Annotated in this window: 22 protein-coding genes; 2 read left to right on the forward strand and 20 right to left on the reverse strand. The window is 55.9% G+C overall.

The window, feature by feature from the left end; translation table 11 throughout:
* Positions 1-86: 86 nt before the first annotated feature.
* From GOX66_RS11995 to GOX66_RS12020, 6 genes are all read right to left on the reverse strand, one after another.
* Positions 87-1,490 carry an NAD(P)/FAD-dependent oxidoreductase gene (locus tag GOX66_RS11995; RefSeq protein WP_170762925.1) on the reverse strand — a complete coding sequence of 468 codons (1,404 nt, stop codon included), beginning with the start codon at positions 1,488-1,490 and terminating at the stop codon, positions 87-89.
* 37 nt (positions 1,491-1,527) lie between these two features.
* On the reverse strand, positions 1,528-1,914 hold the full coding sequence (locus GOX66_RS12000; RefSeq protein ID WP_170762927.1) for a nuclear transport factor 2 family protein: 387 nt from the start codon (positions 1,912-1,914) through the stop codon (positions 1,528-1,530).
* Between the two features lie 26 nt (positions 1,915-1,940).
* Positions 1,941-2,435, reverse strand: coding sequence for a universal stress protein (locus GOX66_RS12005; protein WP_170762929.1), 495 nt, complete (start codon positions 2,433-2,435; stop codon positions 1,941-1,943).
* Between the two features lie 17 nt (positions 2,436-2,452).
* Positions 2,453-3,793, reverse strand: coding sequence for a TRAP transporter large permease (locus GOX66_RS12010; protein WP_170762931.1), 1,341 nt, complete (start codon positions 3,791-3,793; stop codon positions 2,453-2,455).
* Positions 3,794-3,810: 17 nt separating this feature from the next.
* Positions 3,811-4,347 (reverse strand): TRAP transporter small permease, encoded by a 537-nt coding sequence (locus tag GOX66_RS12015; RefSeq protein WP_170762932.1) that lies wholly within the window; start codon positions 4,345-4,347, stop codon positions 3,811-3,813.
* Positions 4,348-4,414: 67 nt separating this feature from the next.
* On the reverse strand, positions 4,415-5,431 hold the full coding sequence (locus GOX66_RS12020) for a TRAP transporter substrate-binding protein (RefSeq protein WP_170762934.1): 1,017 nt from the start codon (positions 5,429-5,431) through the stop codon (positions 4,415-4,417).
* 143 nt (positions 5,432-5,574) lie between these two features.
* Here GOX66_RS12020 and GOX66_RS12025 point away from each other — a divergent pair, with 143 nt between their 5' ends.
* Entirely contained in the window at positions 5,575-6,513 is a 939-nt protein-coding gene (locus GOX66_RS12025; protein ID WP_237212570.1) for a LysR family transcriptional regulator, read from the forward strand.
* A gap of 115 nt (positions 6,514-6,628) precedes the next feature.
* Here the strand turns inward: GOX66_RS12025 and GOX66_RS12030 are convergent, their stop codons facing one another.
* From GOX66_RS12030 to GOX66_RS12095, 14 genes are all read right to left on the reverse strand, one after another.
* The gene (locus tag GOX66_RS12030) at positions 6,629-7,399 is read right to left on the reverse strand and encodes a Phenylacetic acid catabolic protein (protein WP_170762936.1); all 771 of its coding nucleotides are present in this window, start codon (positions 7,397-7,399) and stop codon (positions 6,629-6,631) included.
* Positions 7,400-7,409: 10 nt separating this feature from the next.
* Positions 7,410-8,486: a 2Fe-2S iron-sulfur cluster-binding protein gene (locus tag GOX66_RS12035; protein WP_170762938.1), complete on the reverse strand. Its 1,077-nt coding sequence runs from the start codon at positions 8,484-8,486 to the stop codon at positions 7,410-7,412.
* A gap of 11 nt (positions 8,487-8,497) precedes the next feature.
* Complete coding sequence (gene paaD / locus GOX66_RS12040; protein ID WP_170762940.1) at positions 8,498-8,971, reverse strand: 1,2-phenylacetyl-CoA epoxidase subunit PaaD; 474 nt, start codon at positions 8,969-8,971, stop codon at positions 8,498-8,500.
* Positions 8,965-9,732, reverse strand: a complete 768-nt coding sequence (paaC, locus tag GOX66_RS12045) for a 1,2-phenylacetyl-CoA epoxidase subunit PaaC (RefSeq protein WP_170762942.1) — start codon at positions 9,730-9,732, stop codon at positions 8,965-8,967. The genes paaD and paaC overlap by 7 nt, the downstream gene beginning before the upstream one ends.
* Positions 9,732-10,016: a 1,2-phenylacetyl-CoA epoxidase subunit PaaB gene (gene paaB, locus GOX66_RS12050; RefSeq protein WP_170762944.1), complete on the reverse strand. Its 285-nt coding sequence runs from the start codon at positions 10,014-10,016 to the stop codon at positions 9,732-9,734. The genes paaC and paaB overlap by 1 nt, the downstream gene beginning before the upstream one ends.
* 15 nt (positions 10,017-10,031) lie before the next feature.
* Complete coding sequence (gene paaA, locus GOX66_RS12055) at positions 10,032-11,024, reverse strand: 1,2-phenylacetyl-CoA epoxidase subunit PaaA (RefSeq protein WP_170762947.1); 993 nt, start codon at positions 11,022-11,024, stop codon at positions 10,032-10,034.
* Between the two features lie 14 nt (positions 11,025-11,038).
* Positions 11,039-12,241: a 3-oxoadipyl-CoA thiolase gene (gene pcaF, locus GOX66_RS12060; protein WP_170762949.1), complete on the reverse strand. Its 1,203-nt coding sequence runs from the start codon at positions 12,239-12,241 to the stop codon at positions 11,039-11,041.
* 249 nt (positions 12,242-12,490) lie between these two features.
* A complete protein-coding gene (locus GOX66_RS12065) occupies positions 12,491-13,306 on the reverse strand; it encodes a PaaX family transcriptional regulator C-terminal domain-containing protein (protein ID WP_170762951.1) in 816 nt (271 codons plus the stop codon).
* 49 nt (positions 13,307-13,355) lie between these two features.
* Entirely contained in the window at positions 13,356-15,386 is a 2,031-nt protein-coding gene (paaZ, locus tag GOX66_RS12070; protein WP_170762953.1) for a phenylacetic acid degradation bifunctional protein PaaZ, read from the reverse strand.
* Positions 15,387-15,499: 113 nt separating this feature from the next.
* Positions 15,500-16,690 (reverse strand): cytochrome P450, encoded by a 1,191-nt coding sequence (locus GOX66_RS12075; RefSeq protein WP_170762955.1) that lies wholly within the window; start codon positions 16,688-16,690, stop codon positions 15,500-15,502.
* Positions 16,690-18,042, reverse strand: coding sequence for a TRAP transporter large permease (locus GOX66_RS12080; protein WP_170762957.1), 1,353 nt, complete (start codon positions 18,040-18,042; stop codon positions 16,690-16,692). Before GOX66_RS12080 ends, GOX66_RS12075 begins: the two co-directional genes overlap by 1 nt.
* Complete coding sequence (locus GOX66_RS12085; protein ID WP_170762959.1) at positions 18,039-18,545, reverse strand: TRAP transporter small permease; 507 nt, start codon at positions 18,543-18,545, stop codon at positions 18,039-18,041. The genes GOX66_RS12080 and GOX66_RS12085 overlap by 4 nt, the downstream gene beginning before the upstream one ends.
* A 57-nt stretch (positions 18,546-18,602) precedes the next feature.
* Positions 18,603-19,625: a TRAP transporter substrate-binding protein gene (locus GOX66_RS12090; RefSeq protein WP_170762961.1), complete on the reverse strand. Its 1,023-nt coding sequence runs from the start codon at positions 19,623-19,625 to the stop codon at positions 18,603-18,605.
* A gap of 78 nt (positions 19,626-19,703) precedes the next feature.
* Positions 19,704-21,728: an FAD-dependent oxidoreductase gene (locus GOX66_RS12095; RefSeq protein ID WP_170762963.1), complete on the reverse strand. Its 2,025-nt coding sequence runs from the start codon at positions 21,726-21,728 to the stop codon at positions 19,704-19,706.
* Positions 21,729-21,826: 98 nt separating this feature from the next.
* On the opposite strand from GOX66_RS12095, the gene paaG reads away from it, so the two are divergent.
* The gene (paaG, locus tag GOX66_RS12100; RefSeq protein ID WP_170762964.1) at positions 21,827-22,612 is read left to right on the forward strand and encodes a 2-(1,2-epoxy-1,2-dihydrophenyl)acetyl-CoA isomerase PaaG; all 786 of its coding nucleotides are present in this window, start codon (positions 21,827-21,829) and stop codon (positions 22,610-22,612) included.
* Positions 22,613-22,614 lie beyond the last annotated feature (2 nt).

Raw genomic sequence — 22,614 nt, forward strand, 5'->3', positions numbered from 1 at the left:
GCATCTGCAGAACCTTAACAAAAGCCTCTTCCGTCGTCATTCTCATCTGAGTGTTTCCTTTTATGGGCCACTAAGGCCTTGGTAAATTACAGTATTTCGTCCTTGAGGTAGTAGCCAACATAGGCTACGCGCTGACCCAGTCGCCGGAACGGAGTCAGGATGCCGTGGCTGGGCAGAGGCGACGTGAAGATCGGCAAATCAAACGCCTTGTCCTTCTGCCCCGCAACCAATTGCGCCATGCGGCGCCCGGCCTGGGCCGAATACATAACGCCGTTGCCGCCATAGCCCATGGCGTAGAATACGCTCTGATCCGGGTCCGGCCGGAAGATACGCGGCATCATGTCATGGCTGACATCTACCCAACCCCACCAGGAGTAATCAAGGTTGATATCTTCCAGCGCCGGGAATTTCCGGGCCAGTCCCTTTTTCAGCATTTCCAGATGCTTGTCATTCTCGGCGTCCCGTCCGGTCACTGCACTGCGGCTACCGATCTGCATCCGGTTGTCTGGCAGCAGGCGGTAATAGTGCCGCAGCGTGCGCGTATCGGTCAGCGGAGATTTGGTCTGGATGCCGCACTCGTCCAATTCAGATTGGGTCAAGGGCCGGGTGACCATCGAGTTTGACAGGATAGGCATCAGGCGATGCTTGGTCCGGTTGCTCAGCCCGGGCGGTGTATACCCGGCTGTTGCCAGCGCCACAGACTTGGCGCGCACAGTCCCACCCGGAGTCCGAACGTGGTGCACGCCGTTTTTGGTCTCCCACCCCATCACCGGGCTGCCGGTATGGATTTTCACACCCAGCCGGCGTGCCATGTTGACATAGCCAAAGGCCAGTTTGCCGGCGTGAATGCAGGTACCGTCGGGCTCCCACATGGCACCTGCCGCCTCCATGTCGCGCACGTGGCTTTCGTGCAGTTCATCGCGGTTGATGATGCGCGAGCCATAGCCAAACACGTCGTTCAGCAGCTTGCTCTCTTTCTTGAGCGACGGCATGACCTTGTCCCGATGGGCAATGTAGTAATGCCCCCCCGGCTGCGGATCGCAGTCGATATCATCCGACGCAATCAGGGCATTGAACAGCTCAAATGCTTCGGTCACTTCGGAGTGCATGCCTTTGGCGACGTCAACGCCCCACCGTTCGATCCACTGTGACCGCTTCAGCCGCCCGGACGAGATTTGGGCCTGCCCGCCGTTGCGGGTCGAACAGCCCCAGGCCACGGTGTTCGCTTCCAGAACAACGGCTTGAATACCGTGTTCCTTGGCAAGATGAATGGCGGTCGACAGACCGGTATAACCCGATCCGACAACAACGACTTCCGCATCCATATCGCCGGACACGGGACCATCATCCGCAGGTGGTTCGCCAGCGGTGCCAATCCAGTAAGTTGGCGCGTGATCACGGTTGTGACCCGGACCGGCATCAATGATGGGATCATACTTGGGATCATAGCTGGCCTTGGGCCAGTGACGCGGGATGCTGTTATCCACCATTCTAGTTTGTCTCCGAAGCTGCGCGCAGGGCGGCGGATCAGGCTTTGAACATCGGGCGCGTCTTGCGAAGCGCCTGTTTCACGACAATTTTTCCGTCACGCACTGTGAACAGATCGGCACCTTCGGCCTCGATCCGCATGCCGTTGGCATCGGTGCCGGAAAATGTCCATTCCGATACGGCGCGGTTACCGTGTACGAAGTGGCTGTGGTGATCCCAATGCGCGTCCTTCATGCCAGCCCATACGCCCGAAAAGGCAGCAGCGATGGCTATTGCACCTTCGACCTTGTTACCATATTTCTCGTCACCAGCGACCGTGTAAAATACGCAGTCATCGGCGAAATGGGTCATCACACCGTCAATGTCGTGACGGTTGAACGCGTCGAACGTATCGGCGAGGTCCTGCGCGGTCAGGGTTTTGCTCATTTTGTTTTTCCTTTTCAATAGAGGTGTTACGCTTCGTCCGGGTTCGGAACGATCAGTGTCGGGATCTTGGATCGCCGCAAAACGCGTTTGGCGACGGTGCCGAGGAATGTGTGGGAAAAGCCGTGGTCGTGTGCGCCCAGCACGATCAGATCACAGCCCAGTTCCACCGAACGGCGCAGGATCACTTCGGCAGGGTGGCCATCGGTGACCTCGACCGAAGTCACTTGCTCGCGGATTTTGGCGTCACCGCCTTCGAAACGCGCCCAGAACTTGGCCTGCCGCTCGGCCAGAACCTTGCGTACCATCTCGTGGCGACGCGACAGCGCCGTTTTGCGGGTTTCCTCGTTCAGGATGAACATTTCCATCGTGATCTTGGCGTCGTCCGAGATCGGCTCATTCACGTGCAAGACATGAATTTGCGCTTTGGTCGCCTGCGCGATGCTGGCGGCATGACGCAGGGCGTGGGACGAGTTCGCCGACAGGTCGGTGGCAAACAGGATGTTGGTGACCAGTTGTTTCATGTCGTCATCCTTTCCGGTCAGTAGCCCAGCAGCCGTGGAAGCCACAGCGACAGTTCAGGGAAGAAGGCAATTATGAAGATCGCGGCCGTATTGGCGGCAGCGAACGGCAGCGCCCGCAGCGAGATCTGTTCGATCGAGATGTTCGAAATACCCGAAGCGATGAACAGGTTTTCACCCAGCGGCGGCGTCTGGAAGCCGATGCCCAGCGTACAGACCATCACAACACCAAAGTGGATCGGGTCAATGCCCACCGAATAGGCCACCGGCAGCATCACCGGAACAAGGATCAGGATCGTGGCTAGCGTCTCCATGAACATGCCGACAAACAGCAGGAAGAAGATGATCAGCGCCCAGATCACATAGAGGTTGTCGGTAAAGCTGAGCATCGAATCCGCAATAATCGCCGGGATCTGGTTTTCCACCAGCAGACGGCCGAATACGGTTGCGGTAAACAGGATCAGCAGCACGCGGCCGGTCAGCCAGGTAGTTGCCTCGAGCGACTGGAACAGGGTCTGCCACGTCAGTTCGCGGTAGATCACCACACCCACGACCAGCGTGTAGAAGATCGCGACGATGGCGGCCTCGGTCGGAGTGAAAAAACCGGTGTAGATACCACCCAGGATGACGAGAGGAGCCATCAGGGACCAGAAGCCACGATACATCTCGCAGAACACATTGCGGATGGACCAACCGTCGGCCGAGCCCTTGTAGCCGCGCTTTTTCGACATGAAAAAGTTCAGAATCAGAAGGCTGGTGGCAATCAGAAACGCCGGAACAAAGCCTGCGATGAACAGTTTCGAGATCGAGACGGACTGAAAGATGCCGAATTTCTCGACCGCTTCCGGTGGAGGTGCCATGCCGAGCGCGGCAATGCCAAAGATCACCATCGGGATGGAGGGAGGAATAATAATCCCGAGGCCGCCAGAGGACGCAGTGATTGCCGAGGCATAGCCGCGCTCATATCCGCGGTTGATCATTGCCGGGATCATCAGCATCCCCACCGCCGCGGTCGTTGCCGGGCCCGAGCCCGAGATGGCACCAAAGAACAGACAGGCCATGACAGTCGCCGCCGAGATACCACCGGTGAATGGGCCAGCCAGGCTTTCAGCGACGTTAATCAGCCGTTTTGAGATACCGGCGGCCTCCATCAAAGCCCCAGCAAGGATAAAGGCGGGCAGCGCCATCAGCGGGAATGCACCCACCGAGGTAAAGGCGATCTGCACAAATTTTATTGGGTTTTCGCCCAGGTACAGGAACGAAAACAGCGATGCGACACCCAGCGCCACAGTGATCGGCGCGCCGATCAGCAGCAAAAGCAGGAATGATCCAAACAGGATTGTGACGATTTCGGATTCCATGATGTATCCCCCTGCCCTTAGGTGTTCTTGGCCGCATCGGTGGCGGCTTTGATTTCGTCGAGGTCGATCTGATCCGGGTCAGAAATGTCTTCACCCTTGATCAGGCGGCGATAGTTCACCTGAATTATGCGGAAGGTCATCAGCGCAAAGGCGATGGGCAGCACCATGTAGATGTACTTCATCTCGATACCCAAGGTCTGGGACTTCCAGAACTTGTTCATCTTGTTGAAAACAAAATCTGTCGCCAGGTAGAGAAAGTAGACATTGAAGAAGAGCCAGAAGAGATCGGCAAAGGCTTCGATGTACTTGATCGCGCCGTCAGGCAGGAACTTGAATTGGAATGTCACGCGGTTATGCGCGCCCTTCAGAGCAGCGTAACTGGCGCCAAAATAGACGAACCAGACGAACATGTAGACCGAGAGCTCCTCGATCCAGCTGAACGAAAAGCCAAAGACTTCGCGCGCGATGATCTGCACGAATAAAAGGCAGACGAAACCGGAAAGCAATATCCGGCATATGACACTTTCTATATTGTCCAGAAACTTCCAGAACATGTGGTTTCACTCCTCCCTGAGATGAGAAGAGCGCCGTGGCGCTCTTCCCTGTATCGCTCTGCGGCGATTACTGCTGGACCGGGTCGCGGCCGATGGCTTCGAGAACTGCGTTCATCTTTTCAACGCCACCGATGGACTCGTAAAACTGCGGCCATACTGCACCTGTCGCCAGTTCGATGAATTCGGCCTCGTCGTTCTCGGGATCGACGATTTCCATGCCCTTGGCGACCAGTTCTTCCTTGATCGCTGCTTCGGAGTCGCGCAGGAACTGGGCTGATTTCTGGGTCGCTTCCTGACCCGCTTCCAGGATCATCTGCTGCTCTTCTTCACTCAGGCTCTGGAACACGGCCTCGGAAATGATCAGCGGTTCGATCGAGAAGATGTAACGCAGGTTCGTGACGTGATCCTGAACCTCGTAGAACTTCATCGCGTTGATGGTCATGTACGGGTTGTCCTGACCGTCAACAACTTTGGTTTGCAGACCGGTGAAGGTTTCCGACCAGGCCATCGGGGTCGGGTTGATGCCCCAGGACTTATAGGTTTCGATCATGATCTCGTTCTTGGGAACGCGGATGACCAGATCTTGCAGATCGGCAACCGAAGTCACCGGTTTCTTGGAGTTGGTCAGACGGCGGAAGCCGGTATAGGTCCACGCGATGATGCGAACACCTGCGTCACGGATGGTGTTTTCCGTCAACTCCTGACCGATCGGACCTTGGGTCAGAGTTTCGGCGTCTTCCAGGCTGAGGATGACGTAAGGCAGGGTGAAAACACCCACCGACGGCGAGAAAGGTGTGACGTTGTTGATCGCCAGTAGCGACATGTCCAGCGTGCCGATGGCCGCTTCGTTCACGGTATCCTGCTCGGATCCCAGCTGACCGTTCAGAAACAGGGTGCCGGTGTGCTCGCCGCCCGACTTCGCCTCCAGCGCTTCGACAAAGAATTTGCCGGTCGCTTCCTGCGGGCTGCCGGCACTATCGCCAACTGCAATTTTGAAATTCTTCGCGTCAGCTGCGCCTGCGACCATCAGTGCTGCCACGGATACAGCAGCGCTGAAGGTGCCAAGCTTCTTGAAAAATGACATGGATTTCCTCCCATTTGTCAGGTTTTCGAGGTGCGCGCTGGCCAGGGGAGAAGTTTGGCCAATCCGATTCTGCCTCGATCGGGAGAACCTAGCTTGCGAAAAATGTTTCTTCGTTGTTAATCTTTGCGCGAAAGGTTTCATAAATGTCGAACGCCAAAATGCAGCGCGAAATTCTTGCCACCCGGATCGGCGACACTGACATTCGCCTGTTGCGGATTTTCAAAACAGTTGTCGAAAGTGGTGGGCTCTCGGCAGCCGAAATTGAGCTGAATATCGGGAAATCAACGATCTCCAAGCACCTTTCCGATCTGGAATTGAGGTTGGAGTTGAAACTGTGCAATCGCGGGCCATCCGGGTTTTCATTAACCGAAGATGGTGAAAAAGTACTACGCGCAGCCGAAGATCTGTTGATTTCCGTTTCACAGTTTCGAACAGAAGTGAATGAAATCAAGGAACGGATGGCGGGAACCATACGGGTGGCTTTGTTCGATCAATGTACCTCGAATCCCGAAGCCCGGTTGGCCTCCGCCATTCACAAGTTCAATGAAGCCGCGCCCGCGGTCCAAATCGAACTGTCCCTTGAGCCACCTAACGTGATCGAAACAATGGTCATCAGCGGGCATCTGGATATCGGCATCATCGCATTGCACAGGCCGTCCGCCAGCCTTCACTACGCGCCAATTTATGGAGAAAACATGTTCCTGTATTGCGGGCAGGAACATCCCCTGTTCGGTCTTTCAAACACCGAGATGAATTCGACGGACTTGCGCAAGTTCAACTATGCGGGCCTCAGTGTGAATTCTCCCAATCTGATCGTTGGCCAGCAACTGGGCTTTCGACGCGCGGCCAAAGTTCAAAATGAACAGGCCCTCGCCATTTTGATTCTTTCGGGTCGTTACCTTGGATTTTTGCCCGATCACCTTGCGCAGGAGTTTGTTGACGGCGGCCTCATGAAGAAAGTGAAGCCCGAAGAAACACAGTATCGAACCAGATTTGCGGCAGTGACCAGAAAGCAACCCGCTCCAACACGTGTGGCCAAACTGTTTCTCAGTGTTCTGCTCAAAGAACACGGCGCTTCCTAGAAATTCCCGCGCATTCGGGGCAGCAGTTTGAAACCCGGCACGCGGCATGAGAATTCTGAATTCAATGTTCAAGTCAACCGACAGAGAGCTCAGGCAGAAAAGCCGGTTTTCCGCGTCAAAACCGGGTAGAAGGCACAGAAAATCCAAATTTCTTCAGGACTTGCCCTGCTTCGTGGCCCCAGCGCGTTTGCAGTACATCATTACCATTGCGCCGCAATCCTAGTGCTTTCAGCGTTGTTAGCCTGTCCGGATTGTCGCTGCCGAAAGATACAGCAACACGTGGCCACCAGTAATCAACCAAATCCTGCAGAGATGACTTGTTCTGCTGCTCAGCCAGTTTACCCAAACCTTCTTCAGCCAACTCGGCGTGGCGGGCTTCGATCGGCGCAATCGCGCGGAAAGCATCCGCCAGAGGTTGGTAGGAAACCAGGCTAAACTCGGCCAATTGAACTGCAACTGCGCGACCCATCAGCAAATTCATAACGACCGCGTCTGCCCAGCCAAGAATGGGATAGTTGAAGACGGCAAGGCGCATATCGTGCTCAGAGCGTGTTGCGCCAATGTCGGCGTCGCGGTTAAGTCGCGCGGTCCAGGGGTGATGATTGGCGTAGCGCTGCGTGTCGACACCAAATTCGCCCATGATATCCAGAACGCGACTGGCGTTATCGGTTTTCTCCAATACGATCTTTGCGGCGGCGATACGCTCTTTGATGCCGGGACCTTCGTTGATGACATCCGCAAAACCCGCTGCCCCCGCAAGCTCGCTGTCCACGAAAGTCGTCATCAACTTCATCAATTCGGCGCGATAGCGCGGGGGAACGTTCGACGGGTTGGACAATACGCCACCCTGCTCCAGATACTTTTCGATGCTCATTTCTTCAGGCATGATCCGTCCCCTACTGATCGAAGTCGACAACGACATTGTCGGTCCGTGGATAGGACTGGCAAGACAAGACATATCCTTTTTCGACTTCGTAGTCTTCCAGCGCATGATTGGATTCCATCTCGACCTCGCCCTCCAAAACCATGCAGCGGCAGGTCGAGCAAACGCCCGCCTTGCAGGCGAAGGGCGCATCCATTGCGTTTTCGAGCGCTGCATCAAGGATGGTGGTATCCTTGGGCATTTCAATGGTCTGTGTCGCACCGTCCAAAGTGATTGCAGCTTTGGTCAGATTGGCGCTTCGGGACGCTTCTTTGTTTACGATCTTGCGTTTCAGCCGACCCGGTTGCGCACTTGCAAACAACTCAAACTTTATCTGGCTGTCCTCCAGACCATGAGCGCGTAGCGCGCTGGCGATACCCAGCATCATCGGCTCCGGGCCACAGATGAAGGCCGCGTCGATGTTCTCGATATCTATCCAACCTGTTCTGAACAGATCGGCGCATTTTTCTTCTGTTACGAGACCCGTAAAAAGGTCAATCTCCTGAGCGTCACTTTCCAGAACATGGATCACGTTGAAACGGCTCATGAAGGTGTTTTTCAGATCTTCCAGCTCTTCACGAAACATGATCGTGTTTACGCCCTTGTTTGCATAAACCAATGTAAAGGTGGAATTTGGTTCCTGGCTGAGCGTGGTTTTCAGGATGGACAGGACCGGCGTGATGCCAGATCCGCCTGCAAAACCAAGATACTGCTTTTCGTTTTCCGCATTCAATTCGGTAAAGAAACCGCCCATTGGGGGCATGGCCTGGATCGTATCGCCAACTTTCAGATCTTCGTTCGCCCAGGTCGAAAACGCACCGCCATCGACACGCTTGATGCCAACTTGCAGGATGCCATCGTCCTTGCCCGAGCAGATGGAATAGGACCGGCGCAATTCTTCGCCGTCAAAAGACTGACGGAAAGTCAGATATTGACCCTGCGTGAAGTCGAACGCTTCGTCTGTGCCGTTGGTGGGCTTGAGGGTCACGACCACCGCGTCGCGTATTGTCCTGCTGATTTCAGTAATTTCCAAATCGTGAAAGCGCGCCATGGGTCCCTCCCTCAGATGCACTTGAAGTAATCAAAAGGCTCAAGACAGTCCTTGCACCGCCATTGGGCCTTGCATGGGGTCGAGCCGAATTGGCTGAGCCTTTCCAGATGGGTGCTGCTGCATTGCGGGCATCGTTCCGGCCCGCCACCTGGTTGAGGCGGAGCAATGCCAAACTTCTCTAATTGCGCACGGCCCTTGTCCGACAACCAGTCCGTGGTCCACGCAGGAGAAAGCTGGCGGCGCAGCTCCAGATTTTCGATGCCATGCTTTCGCAACGCGGTCTCGATATCGAAGTTAATGATGCTGGTCGCGGGGCAGCCCGAATAGGTCGGCGTGACAGTGACAACCAACAGGTCGCCTTCCCAATCAACGCCACGGACAATCCCAAGATCCACAAGCGATATCACGGGAATTTCCGGGTCGGGTATGGCGTCCAGCCACTCCCAGACCTGATCAATTGCGGGTTGCGCCATGATCATCACCATTGGCAGCCTGGATAGGCGCGGGGCAACCACTGCATGGTACACAGCAGATGGCCTAGATGCTCAGTGTGCATATAGCCGGTCCGGCCCCCTTTATGCGCGAAACGGCTCTCGGGGATGGTCAGTGTCGCCTCGGACAGAACCCGGCCGACCAGAGCGCCATATTCCTCGCGCAGCGTAGCCGGATTTACCGAAATACCAGCGGCAACCATCTGCTCGTCGGCCTCGTCGCTGTCAAACATCTCGCCAACATAGGGCCAGAGGTAGTCCAACGCGGCCTGCATGCGATCGTGACTTTCCTGAGTCCCATCGCCCAGGCCAACCACGGTGTCGGCCGAGCGTTCGAGGTGATACGCGACCTCTTTGCTGGCCTTCTCGGCGATCTCGGCCACGGTTGTGTCCGAGGATTTCATCAACCGGCCCAAAATAATCGCATGCCACGCGTCGAACAGGAACTGACGCATCAGAGTTCGGCCGAAATCACCGTTGGGCAATTCCACCAGCAACAGGTTGCGGAAATCCCATGCATCGCGAAGGAAGGCCAGATCATCGGCGGTTTTGCCCTCTCCCTGCACTTCCGCGGCGTAACCCAGCCACAACTGGGTCTGACCGATCAGGTCCAATGCAGTGTTGGCAAGCGCGATATCCTCCTCAAGAACCGGGGAGTGCCCGCACCATTCCGATACGCGGTGTCCAAGGACCAACGTGTTGTCACCCATGCGCAGCAGAAATTGCAGCAGGGCCTGTTTGTCGACCTCAACCATTACATGTTCCCCACTTCATCGGGAATGTCGTAGAAGGTCGGGTGGCGATAGACCTTGCTTTCCGACGGCTCGAACAAAGGGCCTTTGTCGCCGGGCGCCGTTGCCGTGATATGTTTGGCTTCAACCACCCAGATCGACACGCCTTCGTTGCGGCGCGTATAGACGTCACGCGCGTTCTTGACGGCCATTTCCGCGTCAGGGGCGTGTAGCGAACCCACATGACGGTGGCTCAGACCATGCTGACCGCGAATGAAGATTTCCCAAAGAGGCCATTCGTTTTTCATAGTGGAATCTCCTGATTACTCTGCCGCGTGCTCGCGGGCGGCTTTCTTGCGGGCGTGTTCCATCAGACCCTCGCGAACCCATGCGCCGTCGTCCCATGCGTTTTTGCGATCTGAGAGACGATCCACGTTACAGGGGCCGTTGCCCTTGATGACGTTAAAGAACTCTGTCCAGTCCGGATCCGTGTAGTCGTAGTGACCACGCTCCTCGTTCCACTTGATACCGGGATCCGGCAGGTCGAGGCCAAGAAATTCGATTTGCGGCACTGTCTGATCAACGAATTTTTGCCGCAGTTCGTCATTGGTGTTGATTTTGATCTTCCACGCCATCGACTGGGCGGAATGGACCGAGTCCTTGTCCGACGGGCCGAACATCATCAGCGACGGAAACCACAAACGGTTCAATGCGTCCTGCGCCATCTTCTTCTGTTCCGGAGTACCTTCCGCCATTTTGCGAATGGCGTCATAACCCTGACGCTGGTGAAAGCTTTCCTCTTTGCAGATGCGGATCATGGCGCGGGAATACGGGCCGTATGACGTGCGTTGCAGCGGCACTTGGTTCATGATCGCTGCACCGTCCACCAACCAGCCGACGGCCCCGATATCGGCCCAGTTCAATGTCGGGTAGTTGAAGATCGACGAGTATTTCATGCGGCCGTCCAGCAACATCTCGGTAATCTCATCACGGCTCACACCTAACGTTTCAGCAGCGCAATACAGATAGAGGCCATGACCTGCTTCGTCCTGCACCTTGGCAAGCAGGATTGCTTTGCGTTCCAGTGTGGGCGCGCGGGTGATCCAGTTGCCTTCAGGCAATTGACCGACAATTTCCGAATGCGCGTGCTGACCAATCTGGCGGATCAGGGTTGCGCGATAATCATCAGGCATCCAATCACGCGGTTCGATCTTGATGTCGCGGTCGATCTTGTCCTGAAAGGCGCGCTCCTCCTCCGTCATCTCTTCTTTGGATTTGACGCCCGTTCCGGCTGTTTTCACCAGCTGTGCATACATCTGGGGTTCCTCCTTCAGACACGTTCCAGGATCATGGCTGCACCCTGCCCGACACCAACGCACATGGTGCATAGGGCATACCGCCCGCCGGTGCGTTGCAACTGATAGGCTGCCGTCAAAACAAGCCGCGCACCCGACATCCCAAGCGGATGTCCCATCGCGATGGCGCCTCCGTTGGGATTCACATGCGGCGCGTCGTCGGCAACGTTAAGCTCGCGCAGCGTGGCAAGACCCTGGCTGGCAAAAGCTTCGTTCAATTCTATCACATCCATCTGCTCAATGGTCAGTCCTGCACGTTCTAGAACCTTATGGCTGGCCGGTACCGGGCCAATACCCATGACGCGCGGCGCGACACCCGCGGCCGACATGCCCACCACCCGAACCATCGGTTTCAGGCCATTCTTTTCCGCCATCGCCTCATTGGCCATCAGGATCGCCGCCGCACCATCATTCACGCCCGAGGCATTTCCTGCAGTGACAGTCAGGTCAAGCCCGTTCACACCTTTCAGCTTTGCCAGTTTTTCAACGGTTACTCCGGGGCGCGGGTGCTCATCGGTGTCAACAATGATCGGTTCGCCTTTGCGCTGCGGTATGGAGATTGGCGTAATCTCCTCTGCGAAAACACCAGCCGTTTGAGCGGCCTCCCAACGCGCCTGACTACGGGCCGCGAAAGCGTCCTGATCTTCGCGGCTGATATTGTAGTCCGCGGCCACGTTATCAGCAGTTTGCGGCATGGAATCCACGCCGTACATCTCTTTCATCTTCGGATTGATAAAACGCCAGCCAATGGTGGTGTCGTAAACCGCATTCGAGCGGGTAAACGCGTTGGTGGCCTTCGGCATCACGAAAGGCGCGCGACTCATGCTTTCCACACCGCCGGCAATTGCCATATCATAGTCGCCGGCCTTGATCCCCCGTGCGGCCATGCCAACCGCATCCATTCCCGAAGCACACAGCCGGTTTATTGTGGTCCCTGGCACGTCGATCGGCAACCCAGCCAGCAAAGCAGCCATGCGGGCGACGTTGCGGTTACTTTCGCCGGCCTGGTTGGCGTCACCATAAATCACGTCGTCAACACTGGTCCAATCGACCTGGGGATTCCTTTGCATCAACGCAGCAATCGGCGCAGCCGCCAGATCATCCGTCCGCACTGAGGACAGCGCCCCGCCATACCGGCCAATTGGCGTGCGTGTCGCATCGCAAATGAATGCGTCCATCTGTGGAATCTCCCGTTTGTACCAGCTCGAAACACCAACCGATTGGTCGGTTAATACAGTCACCAGTGATTCGGGGCAAGATTAATGTTACGCTTTCCATTGTATCAGCCAATTTTTGTAACGATTTGAAAGACAAATACTCTGGCGCAAGCAAAGGAATTTCGTTCTGGCCTGGATCAAATCACGTCTGAATAGGCCAACGTGGCGGTCGTACGGAATGGGATTGCCCAGTGGTCGCCACACACAAGTTCAGGATTCCAAAGCTTTTTCCAGAGCATCCAAAGAGGGTCGAGGCAAGGCTGCCAACAATTGAGAAACCACTTCGCGGCAGGCAGGTCCCATCCAGTCATCCGGCAGAAACGTCTCGGGGAGGTCTGGATGGCGCAAAACCACCCGGCGCCAGCTATGGACCAATAGAACGCGCAGCACGGCCACTTTCATTGGATCGCTTACCACGTTTGGCGGCAGGTGGCTCTTCACGGCCTGTGCCGTTTCCCAAAGCTGATCGTAGGAATCCTTCAACGCCTTGGGACCGCACAGGTCTTTAAGCCAATTTGGAACAGAGATTTCTTTGCTTTGCACAACCAAAAGCTCTTCAATCCCATCTGGTGCGGGCCCGGGTGCCATAGCAGTTGAGTTGTTCAGGGAAATGTAATCTCCCGTCAGCATCAAGTCGGACAGCTCCTGCCGGGCCAAGTCTGAACCGCTGCCAACCAGAACATGCCAAATGTCGGGCCTGACCGTTTCCCGGGCATAAATGCGAGGCACCGCTGCGGCGCTTTGGCTGCGGCCAAAATCCGTCAATCGGTGAACGCTGTTTCGTCCGATCCGAGTGCTTTCGATCCAACCTTCCTTACGGAGCCTGTGCAAGGCGACGCGAGTCGCCTCGGCCTTGATACCGGCAAGACTGGTCAGTGAGGTAATCAGGGCACCACTGATCTGATCCGTTTCGTTTTGCGCAAGATCTCCGAATATCGTGACCAGCACTGACCACACCCTTTGGGTACCAGAGGCAGTCAGCCGGGTCACACAGATATCAAACCAATCAGGGGTCTTTTCGTTCATGGCAAAAGTATATTCAGGAGGGCCGGAATTTCCATCCGATCGGCCAACCCTAGTAGGCCACCATCGTAAGAAGCTCGTATTCGGCGACCTGCTCGTCGTGCTGATTGGTCAGGGTGACGTGCCACCGGACCTCGCCATAGTCTTCGTTTCGTTTTGTTTTGTTCTTGACCGTCAGTCGCACTTTGATGGCGTCACCTGCCTCTACAGGTTTCATGAAGCGCAGACCGTCCAGCCCTGTGTTGGCAAGAACCGGTCCTTCATTGGGCTCGACAAACAAACCTGCCGCAAACGAAAGCAGCAGATAGCCATGCGCCACACGGCCCGGAAAAAACGGATTCCGTTCTGCTGCCGCCTGATCCATGTGTGCATAGAACGTATCACCGGTGAAGTGGGCAAAATGTTCTATGTCTTCCATAGTTACAGTGCGCGAACCCGTGTGGATCGTCTCGCCGATGCTCAGGTCGTGGTAACGACGGGTAAATGGGTGAGAAGGACCTTCTATCTCGGTCGCACCGGGCACCCATTTATTCCCAATCGCCGAAAGAATATCGGGTGATCCCTGGATGGCGGTCCGCTGCATGTAATGCTTCACCCCTCGCACACCGCCCATTTCCTCACCGCCACCAGCTCTGCCGGGGCCACCATGGACCAGATGTGGCAGTGGCGAACCGTGACCTGTCGATTCCTTCATCGAGGCGCGATCATTGAAGTAAAGCCTCCCGTGATATGCGCCCGCGCCCAGAACGACCTGCCGCGCGACATTTGGGTCATGGGTTATAACAGAAGCCACCAGCGAGCCCTGCCCCTTGTTCGCCAGCTTGATCGCGTGGTCTATGTCGCTGTAGCCCATGATTGTGCTTACGGGGCCAAAGGCTTCGGTGTCATGAACACGCTGGGCTGCATCGGGATTGGCACAGTGGAACAGCATCGGCGGTAAAAAGGCGCCTTTGTCAGCATCAGCACCATCCACTGTGAAATCAGACGGATTGCCGAATACCCGCTCTGCCTCCTGTCCGATAATGGCGGCTTTTTCCAGAACGTCCCGCTTTTGGGCATTCGAGACCAGCGCTCCCATGCGCGTCGTCTCCAGTCTCGGGTCTCCGATGACGGTTTTCGCCAACCGTGCCGAGAGCGCCTCGATAACGGCCTGCACCTGTGGCTCTGGAGCAATAATTCGGCGAATAGCAGTACATTTCTGACCCGCCTTGGTGGTCATCTCTCGCTGAACTTCCTTGATGAACAGATCAAACTCGGGCGTTCCGGGTTCGGCATCCGGGCCAAGGATTGAAGCATTCAAACTGTCCTGTTCGGCGACGAACCGCACCGAATTTTCAAGGATCGCCGGATTGGACCGCAGCCTAAGCGCTGTGTCGGCGGACCCGGTAAAGCTGACCACATCCTGCATCGTCAGGCGATCCAGCATGTCGCCCAAACCACCTGAAACCAGTTGCAAGGCGCCGGCCGGAAGAATGCCGGACTCCAGCATGATCCGCACACACAGTTCCGTCACGTAGCAAGAATTCGTTGCCGGTTTAACGATAGCGGGAACCCCTGCCAGCAGGGTCGGAGCAAGTTTTTCCAGCATGCCCCAGACCGGGAAGTTGAATGCGTTTATGTGGATCGCAACGCCTTGTAACGGTGTGCAAATATGCTGACCCAGAAACGTCCCATTGCGCGACAATTGCTCAACTTCGCCATCCAAATAGACATGCCCATCGGGCATTTCGCGCCGTCCTTTCGAGGCAAAAACGAACATCGTACCGATACCACCATCGATATCGATCATGTGGTCCGACTGGGTAGCTCCGGTATTGAAGGACAGGTCATACAACGCCTGTTTGTGTTTTCCCAAATGTAGGGACAGCGTCTTGAGCATCTTTGCGCGCTCATGGAAAGTCATCTTGCGCAGGGCTGGTCCACCAACGTTGCGCGCATGGTCCAGCATCCCCTGTACATCCAACGCGTTGTTTCCTGCGGCCGCAATCACCTCACCAGTCACGGCACTGGCAATTTCCCGGGAGCCCTCTCCGGGCGCAACCCAGTCACCCGCCGCGAAGCTGGAAATCTGTTGGATCGTCATGGGGGCTCTCCTCTACCATTGAATTTGTCCGCGAGGCGGCGTTTAACTCTTGATAAGTTTTATTATCAACCGTACGGTCGGTCAATGATATAGAAAACAAATAACTTGGACACTTAGCAAACGCGCGCCGGAAGCCGCGCAAAGCCGCGAAACCGAACCCGCCCGCCACGCTGGGCCTCGTCGGTGAGTTGATAATTTGGAAAGCGGCCCAGAAACCGGCTGATTGCCACACGCCCTTCCATCCGAGCTAACGACAAACCAACACAGGTATGTGGCCCCCCGGCAAACGCATGGTGTTTGTTCGGCCATCGTTGCAAGACCATCTCGTCAGGTTTTTCAAACTGACGCGGATCGCGATTGGCGGCGCCAATACACAGATGGATATCGGTGCCTGCCGGAATAGTATGGCCGTGAAACTCCACCTCTTCGGCAGTCAGGCGGTTGCCAAACTGGTTCGGGCTTTCAAAGCGCAGAAACTCATCTACAGCCGTAGTGATCAGGTCCGGATTGGTCAAAAGCTCAATTCGTTTATCACGATGCCGGTCCAGTAATTCCAGCGCATTACCTATTAGGTTGGTCGTCGTCTCGTGCCCGGCGTTCAGGATGAAAATACAATTCTGATACAGTTCGACTTCAGTAAGTCCACCATCCACATCGTCCTGTATCAGTCGGGTCAGAACGTCTGTCTCTGGGTCACCGGGCTTTGCCCGGCGGTCTTCGACAATGTAACGCAGAAAGGTTTTAAATTCGGTCACGGACCGGTTGCCCCACTCTTTCTGCTCGGTCGTCAGCTTAGGTTCCAACGCGCCGAGGATTGCGAGTGACCAGTCACGCAGAGGGCCTCGCTCATTGCGGGGAATACCCAACAGGTTGCCTATGATCTCAATCGGGATGGCGCCGGCAAAATCTTCGATCAGCTCGACCTCACCCTTCGCTTCCATCTCGTCCAGAAGAGTATCGACCAGCGCGATCAATCCCGGCTCCATCTGCGCCAGAGCACGCGGGTTCATTGCCCCGACCATCACTTTGCGAACGCGCGTATGAAGCGGCGGGTCGTTGAACACCAGGCTCGTGGTGTGGTGCTCATACAGCGGGCTGTCGGTGCCGAACTTCGGACCGAACACCGCCTTCTTGTCGGAAATGAACCGCTTCGTGTCACGGTAGACCACATTCAGGTCGTCGTATCGCGAGAGGATCACTGATCCACCGGGTTGCGGACACACTGGCGTTTCTTCCCGCAACTGTGTGTAGAACAGGTATGGGTCAACGTGAAACCCCGGGGGAAGCGACGTCAGACTAAACATCAGTGACCCATCGCGCCCATCTGTTCCGGCAAAACCAGCACCAGCCACGGCACCAGAACGATCAATGCCAACCGGAAAATGTCAGCGACCCAGAAGGGTGTAACGCCCCTAAAAATAGTCGCTGTTGATACATCACCGACAACGCCCTTCAGAATAAAAACATTCAATCCCACTGGCGGCGTGATCAGGCTTATCTCTGTGACAACGACGACCACAATACCAAACCAAATCGGGTCATAGCCCAGCGATGTTACCAGCGGAAAAAAGATGGGTACGGTCAACAACAGCATTGAAAGCGATTCAAAAACGCAGCCCAGAATAATGTAGATGCCAAGGATCATCAGAATGACAGCAAAGGGCGCGACGTCGTAGGCCGTGACCATCGCGATCAAAGCCTCGGGCAGGCCGGCGAGATTGATAAAGTTCGAAAACACTTGCGCGCCGATCAATACCGAAAACAGTGCCGCAGCAGTGTGAGTGGTCTCTTTCAAAACCTCGAATGTCGAACGAACGGTCAACCCTCCGCGCGACAATGCAATCAGAAAAGCACCCATAGCACCCATTCCTGCCGCCTCGGTCGGGCTAAAGGTCAGGTTCAGCGGGTGGAAGTCAAAGGCACCATAGAGGCCGCCGATCACAAGGAAGAACAGGAGCAGAACGGCCCAGACAGAGCGCAACGCTTTCAGGCGCTCACCCCAGCCATGGCGTTCTCCTGCCGGACCGGAATCCGCTTTGCGCCAAACGGTCCATCGGACAGCGAACAGATAGAAGAGGATGCCCAATATGCCTGGAAGGATGCCAGCAACGAATAGCTTGCCGATTGAGGTCTCTGTGAGCAGCCCATAGATGACGAGGATCACCGAGGGCGGGATCAGGATGCCGAGGGTCCCGCCAGCCGCAATCGAAGCCGTTGAAAGTTCGTCCGAATATCGATAGCGGCGCATCTCCGGCATTGCGACCTTAGACATGGTCGCAGCAGTGGCCAGTGACGAGCCGCAAATTGCCGAGAACCCACCACAGGCTGCAACGGTCGCCATGGCAATGCCGCCCTTAAAGTGACCAAGAAAGGCGTTGGACACTGCGTAGAGCTCGCGCGCAAGACCGCCTTTGTTCACGAATAGTCCCATCAAAATGAACAACGGGATGACCGACAGGCCGTAATCCTGTGCGGTGTCCGTGATCTGACGGCCCACCATCGACATGGCAGCCTTCAACCCGCGTTCTGAAAAGATACTTCCCCCTCGCTCATATGCAAAACCCAATGTACCAACGAGCCCCATTGCAAAAACAATGGGAAGACGCACCAGCACGAGAATAAGTACGAGGGCAAAACCGATCAGTGCCGCGGTCATTGGGTTTGCTCCGAAAGGATATGAGGGGCAAAGAGATGCAACAGGCCAGTAACGACCATCGCGACGGCAGTGATCGTGATCGATGCCGTTATGAACCATCCGACGTAGAATACGGGAATGGAAAGGTATTCCGTCACATCACCATAATCGCGGGCGCGCTCAGACAGAATCCAAACGCGTTTGATTGGCCAGATCAGCATTATACCTGAAGCCAAGTAAACGACCGCATCCCGTATGCGGCTCAGGCGCAACCGAGCAAACAACCCGTCTGTCAGGTCGACCGCGATCTGGCCTTTCGAAGCCGAGATCATCGGCAAAACAGAGAACACCAGGATTGCCATCAGGATTCTGGTCAGTTCCGTTGCGGCCTCGATGGGCGCGTTGAATACGGACCGAAAGATGACGTCGAAGAAGGTCATCACCATCAGGATAAACAGCGCCAGGCAAGCCAGCAGCGTTGGAAGAAAGCTGACACGACGCGCGAGGGTCACGAAGTTTTGCATGGTTGGTTCCCAGCGGGTGAAATTGGCTGACGGCTTGTTTCCGCCAGCCGGGCTGCCTTATTGGGCGGCCATTTCCTTTACGATCGTGTCATAAGCAGCCTGCGCGTCCACGCCGGAGCCATTCACTTCATCGATGACTTTTGTGCGTACATCGACGGCAATCGCATTGAATTTTTCAAGATCTTCAGCAGACGCCGTGTTGATCGCATTACCTTCTGCGGCTTCCGTGGCTTCACGGCCAATTGCATCGATCTGATCCCAGATCTTGCCGATTTCACGGCTCAGCGGCTCACCAAAGACGTTTTCTTCCAGTGCCGCCTGCAGATCTTCGGGCAGGTCGGCAAATGTGTCTTCGTTCATGATGAAGGCAAAAGAACCTCGATACAGACCGCCTGGAACTTCGTAAACGTTCGGGGCAACTTCAGTCAGCTTGAACCCCTTGCGGGATTCAAACGGCATGACCACACCATCCGCAGCTTTGGAAGCGAGGGTCTCATAGACCTTCGGTGCCGGCACCTGAATTCCGGTCGCGCCAAGGGCAGAACCGACATCGCCGCCGACGCCACCAGGTATCCGGACCTTCAGCCCGGACACCTCATCCAGAGAAGTCACGGATGAACTTGAATGAAGTTGCGCAGGGCCATGTGTGTGCAGTGCGATCACTTTTACACCACGATGCTCATCAGCCGCTTTGAGGTGGTCTTCGTAGGTGCGCCAATAAGCAACAGATGCCGCTTCGGCCGATCCTTCATACCCGGGCAGCTCAATCATCTTGGTCGTGACAAAGCGACCGGGCTGATAGCCGTGAAAGATGATCGACGCATCTGCCGCACCATCCATGATCAGATCCATCTGCGCGGGCGGAGGGGCGATACCCAGTTTAAGTTCGGCGGTGACCTTCCCATCTGTGGCTTCTTCAACCATTTCAATGAATTTCGGCCACATCATGGCATTGATACCGTGCGTCGGTGGCGCCCAGCTGGAAATGGTCAGCGTATAATCCGCAGCATAGGCCGCAGCACCAGACAGGGCCATCGTAGCGCCCGCCAGAAGCGAAGTGAGTTTCGTGAATTTGGCCATCGGTTCCTCCCTGAAATATGGCATCTAGAGTTCGGGAACTGCGCTGCAGAGCCGAACTGTGTGAAACGAAAATTCTGTTTACCGCTCTCGCGCAATCCTCCATGAACCGGGATTTTCTGCAGCCACTGTTTCCATGGTCTGCCGGGAAACCGCCGGTCCAATTTCATTGCTATAGTTCATCGGCCCGCCCCGCCAACGCGGGAAACCATAGCCGTGAATTTGAACCATATCGACGGCTTCGGCACTTTCGGCGATGCCTTCTTCGACAATCAGGGCGCCTTCATTGGACAAAACTGCAATCAAGCGAGACGAAATCTCTTCGGTTCTAAATTCGCGTCGTTGGATATCATGTGCCGCAGAATAGCTTTCGATCAACGATTCTACATCAGGATCACGGATCGGCGTGCGATTGCCGTCGTCATAACGATACCACCCCTTACCTGTTCGCTGACCAAACCGTCCATTCTCGCACAGCTGGTCAGCTATGGTGACATACCGCTCCTGCGGGTTGCGGGTTGCAGCATTGCGTTTGCGATTGGCCCAAGCAATCTGGAGACCCGTCAGATCCTGAAGTTCATATGGGCCCATAGGCATCCCGAACTCTCGCATCGCTTCGTCCACCTGATAGGGCAGAGCCCCATCCGCCAGAAGGTAGTCCGCCTCCCGCCTATAGGCTGCCAGCATGCGGTTGCCGATAAACCCGTCGCAAATTCCTGACAAAACCGAAATCTTCCCCAGCCTTTTGCCAATCGCAAATCCAGTGGCGATAACCTCAGAGGACGTGTGTGGGGTTCTCACAATCTCCAGCAGTTTCATGACATGGGCCGGGCTGAAAAAATGTAACCCGATGCAGCAGGCCTGATTGTTTATCCCGGCAAAAATCTCCATCGGATCAAGATAAGAGGTGTTGGTTGCAAGAATGGCCTCACCATCCATGTATTCTGCAAGCTCGGCAAACACCTGTTGCTTGACAGCAAGATCTTCGAACACCGCTTCAACGGCCAATTGGGCGTCCGCAGCAGCCGCATAATCGTCGACAGCGCGAAACGCTTCCATTCGATCCTGCAATTGCGCCCCGGTCAATTTGCCCCGGCTGACCGCCCCCTGCAAAAGGCCCGCGACCCGTTCATGTGCGGCGGCGGCAGCATCGGCATCACGTTCGATTAGGGTGACGGACAGCCCCCCAAGCAGAGCAGCAGTTGCAATCCCCGCCCCCATCAAGCCACCGCCAACAACAGCTATCCGGCTGATGTCACGCGGGATAGCGCCTTTAATGGCCAGTGGCCTCGCCACATTGCGTTCCGCAAAAAAGGCGTGGCGAAGCGCACGGCTTTCCGCACGCTGGCGAAGCTCCAGATGACGGGCGCGCTCTTTCGGCTGGGCTTTTGCAAATGGCTCGGACGACCAGATCAAGGCCGTCAGGTTTTCCAATGGCGACTGCTGCCCCTTTGAACGCTTCAAGAGCGTTTCGCGCGATTTTTCAATCAACTCCGGCGGGTATTTCGGGACATCTCTCTGGCTGACCGGGACGGGCCGATCCGGCAGGTCAGTGACAAATTCCCTAACCGCACTCTGCAAATCTTCGGCCACGTAATCCACCGCGCCCAGGTCCAACAAGTCTTGCGCTGTCAGGATTTTCCCCGAACAGGCTATGTCGATGGCAGCTTCCATACCCACAAGGCGCGGAAGCCGCTGTGTCCCCCCTGCCCCCGGAATCAAACCCACCTTGACCTCTGGCAAACCAAACCTGGTGTCGGATGCCGCAATGCGCCAAGCGCAGGCCATGGCAACCTCGAATCCGCCACCAAGCACATTGCCATGCATCAGAGCGACAAAAGGAACCTCGCTGTCCTCAATCATCTGAACAACGTCCGGCAAATGCGGCTCGACCGGTGGCGCGTCGAATTCAGACATGTCACCACCTGCAATAAAAGTCTTTCCGGCGCAGGTAAGCACGGCAACACGTGCGCCTTTGACTGCCTCAACCGCATTGGCAAGCCCCTGACGCACTCCGATTGACGTGGCGTTCACAGGTGGATTGTCGATTGTGACCCAGGCGATGTCGCCCTCGCGCTCAACTTTCACCGGTGGCGGTTGCTGCATGATCATTCTCATTGAGGGTTCAGACTCGATGTTTCGCTAAATATTGACCAACCGTTCGGTTAATGCAATAGTTAACTTGAAACAAAGGCGGGGCAGTCATGAGCGATACGATTCTTATACAGGATCATGGGAATTGGGTCGAAATCACTCTGAACCGCCCGGAAAAGCTGAACTCATTCAACGAAGAAATGCACGTGGCCCTTCAGGACGCTCTGAAGCTTGCCCGCGACAATCGCGCCCGCGCAGTTCTGTTAACCGGCGCGGGGCGCGGGTTTTGTGCAGGACAGGACCTTGGGGACCGCGACCCGTCAAAAATGGACGGCCCGCCCGATCTGGGCCAAACGGTTCGAACGTTCTATGCGCCGCTGGTCCGGTTGATCCGCTCGCTGAACTTCCCTGTGATCTGCGCAGTGAATGGCGTGGCCGCCGGGGCCGGAGCAAATCTTGCCCTTGCCTGCGACATGGTTCTGGCGGGGGAAAACGCCAAATTCATTCAGAGCTTTTCCAAGGTCGGATTGATCCCTGATACAGGCGGTACCTGGCACCTGCCTCGTCTATTGGGCGAAGCCCGCGCCAAAGGCCTGGCATTGACCGCCCAGCCTCTGTCTGCAACGCAGGCCGAAAATTGGGGCCTGATCTGGAAATCAGTGCCCGATGACCAACTCATGACCGAAGCCCGTGCTCTTGCCGAGCAATTCGCCAATGGCCCCACCCTCGGGCTGGGACTTACCAAACAGTGCATTCAGGCTGCTGCCGTCAATTCCTTGTCCGATCAATTGGATATTGAGGCGGACGCAATGAAAACCTGCGGGGAAAGTGCTGACTATGCAGAAGGCGTTGCGAGCTTTCTTGAGAAACGCGCGCCAAACTTTCAGGGCAATTGATG

This window comes from Ruegeria lacuscaerulensis (assembly GCF_013031245.1).
Classification (GTDB): Bacteria; Pseudomonadota; Alphaproteobacteria; order Rhodobacterales; family Rhodobacteraceae; genus Ruegeria; species Ruegeria lacuscaerulensis_C.

What these genes read in the sequence shown, in the direction of transcription:
- paaG (WP_170762964.1), top strand. Translation starts at nt 21,827, where the DNA reads ATGAGCGATACGATTCTTATACAGGATCATGGGAATTGGGTCGAAATC.
- GOX66_RS12085 (WP_170762959.1), bottom strand. Translation starts at nt 18,545, where the DNA reads ATGCAAAACTTCGTGACCCTCGCGCGTCGTGTCAGCTTTCTTCCAACG.
- GOX66_RS12090 (WP_170762961.1), bottom strand. Translation starts at nt 19,625, where the DNA reads ATGGCCAAATTCACGAAACTCACTTCGCTTCTGGCGGGCGCTACGATG.
- paaC (WP_170762942.1), bottom strand. Translation starts at nt 9,732, where the DNA reads ATGGTTGAGGTCGACAAACAGGCCCTGCTGCAATTTCTGCTGCGCATG.
- paaD (WP_170762940.1), bottom strand. Translation starts at nt 8,971, where the DNA reads ATGGTGATGATCATGGCGCAACCCGCAATTGATCAGGTCTGGGAGTGG.
- GOX66_RS12030 (WP_170762936.1), bottom strand. Translation starts at nt 7,399, where the DNA reads ATGCCTGAAGAAATGAGCATCGAAAAGTATCTGGAGCAGGGTGGCGTA.
- GOX66_RS11995 (WP_170762925.1), bottom strand. Translation starts at nt 1,490, where the DNA reads ATGGTGGATAACAGCATCCCGCGTCACTGGCCCAAGGCCAGCTATGAT.
- GOX66_RS12075 (WP_170762955.1), bottom strand. Translation starts at nt 16,690, where the DNA reads ATGTTTAGTCTGACGTCGCTTCCCCCGGGGTTTCACGTTGACCCATAC.
- paaZ (WP_170762953.1), bottom strand. Translation starts at nt 15,386, where the DNA reads ATGACGATCCAACAGATTTCCAGCTTCGCGGCGGGTGACTGGGTTGCG.
- paaB (WP_170762944.1), bottom strand. Translation starts at nt 10,016, where the DNA reads ATGAAAAACGAATGGCCTCTTTGGGAAATCTTCATTCGCGGTCAGCAT.
- GOX66_RS12020 (WP_170762934.1), bottom strand. Translation starts at nt 5,431, where the DNA reads ATGTCATTTTTCAAGAAGCTTGGCACCTTCAGCGCTGCTGTATCCGTG.
- paaA (WP_170762947.1), bottom strand. Translation starts at nt 11,024, where the DNA reads ATGTATGCACAGCTGGTGAAAACAGCCGGAACGGGCGTCAAATCCAAA.
- GOX66_RS12010 (WP_170762931.1), bottom strand. Translation starts at nt 3,793, where the DNA reads ATGGAATCCGAAATCGTCACAATCCTGTTTGGATCATTCCTGCTTTTG.
- GOX66_RS12065 (WP_170762951.1), bottom strand. Translation starts at nt 13,306, where the DNA reads ATGAACGAAAAGACCCCTGATTGGTTTGATATCTGTGTGACCCGGCTG.
- GOX66_RS12035 (WP_170762938.1), bottom strand. Translation starts at nt 8,486, where the DNA reads ATGGCGCGCTTTCACGATTTGGAAATTACTGAAATCAGCAGGACAATA.
- GOX66_RS12015 (WP_170762932.1), bottom strand. Translation starts at nt 4,347, where the DNA reads ATGTTCTGGAAGTTTCTGGACAATATAGAAAGTGTCATATGCCGGATA.
- GOX66_RS12005 (WP_170762929.1), bottom strand. Translation starts at nt 2,435, where the DNA reads ATGAAACAACTGGTCACCAACATCCTGTTTGCCACCGACCTGTCGGCG.
- GOX66_RS12000 (WP_170762927.1), bottom strand. Translation starts at nt 1,914, where the DNA reads ATGAGCAAAACCCTGACCGCGCAGGACCTCGCCGATACGTTCGACGCG.
- pcaF (WP_170762949.1), bottom strand. Translation starts at nt 12,241, where the DNA reads ATGGACGCATTCATTTGCGATGCGACACGCACGCCAATTGGCCGGTAT.
- GOX66_RS12080 (WP_170762957.1), bottom strand. Translation starts at nt 18,042, where the DNA reads ATGACCGCGGCACTGATCGGTTTTGCCCTCGTACTTATTCTCGTGCTG.
- GOX66_RS12025 (WP_237212570.1), top strand. Translation starts at nt 5,575, where the DNA reads ATGTCGAACGCCAAAATGCAGCGCGAAATTCTTGCCACCCGGATCGGC.
- GOX66_RS12095 (WP_170762963.1), bottom strand. Translation starts at nt 21,728, where the DNA reads ATGCAGCAACCGCCACCGGTGAAAGTTGAGCGCGAGGGCGACATCGCC.